The sequence below is a fragment of the Ruegeria sp. AI2 genome, assembly GCF_056541275.1.
The window spans coordinates 1-4,348 of sequence record NZ_JBQFYB010000032.1; the positions used below are offsets into that span (position 1 = coordinate 1).

A 4,348-nucleotide genomic window follows, 5' to 3' on the forward strand; every position below is an offset into this window, starting at 1 on the left:
ACCAACAGAGGAAAACCATGAAACGGACGACATCATTTTATTCGGCATTGGCGGTCGGTTTACTGACTGCGACGGTTGCGGCATCGGAGACGGAACTGACAGTTTACACCGCCGTTGAGGCGGAGGATCTGGCGAGGTATGCAGAGACGTTCAACCAGAGTAACCCTGATATCAAGATCAACTGGGTTCGGGACTCGACGGGGATCATCACCGCGAAGCTGCTGGCTGAGCGGGACAACCCACAGGCGGATGTGGTTTGGGGGTTGGCGGCGACCTCTCTGCTGCTGTTGAAATCCGAAGGGATGCTGGAGCCTTATGCCCCGGCTGGCGTAGACAAGCTGGATGCGAAATTCGTCGATGGTGACAACCCGCCTGCCTGGGTTGGCATGGACGCCTGGGTTGCCTCGGTTTGCTACAACACGGTTGAGGCGGAAAAGGCCGGGCTGAAGCCGCCCACTTCGTGGAAGGACCTGACTGATCCGATGTACAAGGATCAGGTGATCATGCCGAACCCGAATTCCTCTGGCACGGGGTTCCTTGATGTGTCCAGCTGGCTTCAAATGTTTGGCGAAGAAGGTGGCTGGGAATACATGGATGCGCTGCACGAGAATATTGCGCGCTACACCCATTCCGGCTCGAAGCCTTGCAAACTGGCGGCGGCGGGCGAGATCCCGATTGGTATCTCTTTTGCGTTCCGTGGGGCGAAGTCCAAAGCTGATGGTGCACCGCTGGAGATCATTGTGCCTTCGGAAGGCGTCGGCTGGGACATGGAAGCAACCGCAATCGTTGCCGGTACCGCAAATCTGGAAGCCGCGCAGAAGCTGGTGGACTTCACCGTCACCAAAGAGGCCAACGAGATGTACAATACCGGCTATGCGGTCGTGGCGTATCCCGGCGTTGCAAAACCGGTTGAACACTTCCCAGAAGGTCTTCTGGATGCGATGATCAACAATGATTTCGAGTATGCCGCCAACAATCGCGCGGCAATCCTGAAGGAATGGCAGTCTCGCTATGACGGAAAGTCTGAAGCGAAATAATTCCATTGGCAGGAGGGGCTTTTGTGCCTCTCCTGCCCGCCACTCTCTTGTTCCCACCAACACAACCAACTCACCCGGCGCGCACCGGCCAGGATCGGTCGTGCCCGAGGTGCAGATGTGAGGACCTCTCCCGTGCTTCAGAAAACACCACCCGGTGAACTGTATCTCAGCATCCAGAATTTGTGGAAAGCGTTCGGCAGCTTTCTGGCACTCAAGGACATCTCTCTTGAAATCAAAGAAGGTGAATTCATTTGTTTCCTTGGCCCGTCCGGCTGCGGCAAGACCACCTTATTGCGGGCGATTGCCGGGCTGGATCTGCAGACCAAGGGTACGGTTATGCAGGATGGCAAGGACGTCTCCAACCTGCCCCCGTCCGAGCGTGATTTCGGGATTGTGTTTCAGTCCTATGCGCTGTTCCCGAACCTGACGATCGAAAAGAACATCGCATTTGGCCTTGAAAACACGGGCCGCAGCAAGTCGGATATCGCGGTTCGGGTGAGCGAGCTGTTGAACCTTGTTGGTCTGCCGGATCAGGGCAGGAAATACCCGGCACAATTGTCCGGGGGCCAGCAGCAGAGGATTGCGCTGGCCCGCGCCATTGCAACCAATCCCGGTTTGCTGCTGCTGGACGAACCCCTGTCGGCGCTGGACGCCAAGGTGCGCGTTCACCTGCGGCATGAGATCAAGGAATTGCAGCGCAAGCTGGGTGTGACCACCGTGATGGTGACGCACGATCAGGAAGAAGCGCTGGCCATGGCCGACCGCATCGTGGTGATGAACCACGGGGTGATTGAACAAGTTGGATCGCCCACGGAGATCTACCGCGAACCGGCCAACCTGTTCGTGGCCGACTTTATCGGTGAAATGAACCAGATCCGATCTCAGGTCACCAAAGGCGGGCGGTTGAGCGTCGGGGAAAAGACCTTTGCCTGCCTCAGCCACACGTTCAATGATGGCACTCCGGTCATCGCAGCCATTCGTCCCGAAGACATCATCCCTCATGAAGCTGGTTATCTTGACACGGGCGGCAATCGGAACTGCATCGAGGTCACGCTTGATGAAATGGAGTTTCTGGGCTCGTTCTGGCGCTGTCGCCTGAACAACGAGCGGTTCGGATCTTCTGAACTGATCGCGGATTTTTCGATCAACGCCGTGCGTCGTCTTGAGCTGGAAGAGGGGTGCAGCATGGTGATCGAGCTTCCCGAGAACCGCCTGATGGCGTTTGACCTTCCGGAGGCTGCGGCATGAGCACGATGTCGACCAATCACGACACATTGCCTGTCGGGCCGGATATCAGGCCCAAGCTCAGCCGCGATGACATCCTGATGCGCGGAAGCATGATGGTGATCGCGCTCTATCTGATCGTGACACTGGCGCTGCCGCTTTACACGATGCTTTCCAAGTCCTTCTCGACCTACCGGGTCGAGCTGTCCCAGTATGAGTTTCAGGTCAGTGATGAAGCGGGTGTGTTTGACGGAACGATCCTGACGGCTGACGAACTGAACAGGCAATTGGGGGTGTATTCCGACACCGATCTGACAACCGGCTCGGACGGGCGTTTGCCGGTGACCGGGTTTTTTCCGGATTTCAGCTTTCGCAGCCCGGTCATGTACCAGATGCGGAACACGACGGAGGCCGGGCGCTTTCTGGTCGGGTCGACTTTGAACGAAGGCACCGATTGGGTCGAGCTTGATTCCAACACGTTCCGCCGGGTGCAGATGCGGCCGGTTCAAGCGCGGGGTCTGGGCAACTTCATCAACTACTTCTCAACCCCGGCCCTGTTCAACTCGATCAAGAACTCCCTTTGGATTTCGGTTGTCAGCACAATCGTTACGGTGACGCTGGCGTTCTGGTTTGCCTATGCGCTTAACCGAAGCTGCATGCGGTTCAAGGGGGTCTTTCGCCTGATCGCGATGGCGCCGATTCTGGTTCCCTCGCTGCTGCCGGGCATCGCGCTGGTCTACCTGTTCGGCAATCAGGGGATGATCAAGGAGTTGCTGTTCGGCGCCAGTATCTACGGCCCCATAGGCATCGTGATCGGATCGGTCTTCTTTACCTTTCCACACGCGTTCCTGATCATATCGACCGCGCTCGCGATATCGGATGCGCGGTTGTACGAGGCCGCTGTCAGCTTGCGCTCAACCCCCTGGCGGACATTCTGGACCGTTACCATACCCGGCGCGCGCTATGGCCTGATTTCCGCAGCCTTTGTCGTGTTCAATCTGGTGATCACCGATTTTGGCCTGCCAAAGGTGATCGGCGGCCAGTTCAACGTGCTTGCCGTGGATATCTACAAACAGGTGATCGGCCAGCAGAACTTTGAGATGGGCGCCGTGGTCTCGGTGGTTCTGGTCATCCCCGCAATTCTGGCTTTTGCCATCGACCGGATGGTTCAGTCCAAGCAGGTGGCGCTGCTGTCTGCGCGTTCGGTTCCATATCAGGCAACACCAAACCCAAAGACTGATCGCATATTCCTGATCTACTGCAGCTTGATCGGCCTGTTCATTGTTGGTCTTCTGGCCGTGTGTCAGTTTGCGGCGCTGATCAAGTTCTGGCCCTACGATCTGAGCCTGAGCCTCAAGAACTACCAGTTCGACAAGATGGATGGCGGCGGCTGGGGGTCGTATTTCAACTCGATCAAACTGGCTTTCCTGACGGCGGTGATCGGCACGACGGTTGTCTTCTTCGGGGCGTATCTGGTGGAAAAATCGAACGGCTTCAAAACCGGGCGGTCGATCTTTCAGATGTTCGCCATGCTGCCGATGGCCATTCCGGGCATGGTTCTGGGACTGTCGTATATCTTCTTCTTCAACAACCCGTCCAATCCGTTCAATGCGATCTACGGCACCATGGCGATCCTGGTGGTTTGCACGGTGACGCATTTCTATACCGTATCGCACCTGACGGCGGTCACCGCTCTCAAGCAGATGGATAAAGAGTTCGAGTCGGTGTCGGCCTCTCTCAAACAGCCAACAATGAAGCTGTTTGCCCGCGTGACGGTGCCGGTCTGCCTGCCTGCGGTGCTGGACATCTCGATCTATCTGTTCGTCAACGCGATGACGACCGTGTCGGCGGTTGTGTTCCTCTACTCACCCAAAACCACACTCGCGTCCATCGCGGTGCTGAACATGGATGATGCCGGGGATATCGCACCCGCAGCCGCAATGGGCATGATGATCTTCTACACCAACGCAGCCGCCCGGATCTTCCACCTGATGGCATCAAAAGGCATCCTGGCCCGCACACAGGCCTGGCGCAGCAGGTAATCCACACAAAAACTCAATATCCCCGCAGATCACATATCTGCGGGG

At 57.0% G+C, this 4,348-nt stretch carries 3 protein-coding genes; all 3 read left to right on the top strand.

The genetic code is table 11. The features are described from left to right. The first annotated feature begins 17 nt into the window (after nucleotides 1-17). The gene (locus ACR0LL_RS20815; RefSeq protein WP_480589193.1) at nucleotides 18-1,037 is read left to right on the top strand and encodes a putative 2-aminoethylphosphonate ABC transporter substrate-binding protein; all 1,020 of its coding nucleotides are present in this window, start codon (nucleotides 18-20) and stop codon (nucleotides 1,035-1,037) included. A gap of 132 nt (nucleotides 1,038-1,169) precedes the next feature. Continuing rightward, nucleotides 1,170-2,285, top strand: a complete 1,116-nt coding sequence (locus tag ACR0LL_RS20820; protein ID WP_267365559.1) for a putative 2-aminoethylphosphonate ABC transporter ATP-binding protein — start codon at nucleotides 1,170-1,172, stop codon at nucleotides 2,283-2,285. Continuing rightward, nucleotides 2,282-4,303, top strand: coding sequence for a putative 2-aminoethylphosphonate ABC transporter permease subunit (locus ACR0LL_RS20825; protein WP_267365557.1), 2,022 nt, complete (start codon nucleotides 2,282-2,284; stop codon nucleotides 4,301-4,303). Before ACR0LL_RS20820 ends, ACR0LL_RS20825 begins: the two co-directional genes overlap by 4 nt. Nucleotides 4,304-4,348: the final 45 nt, after the last annotated feature.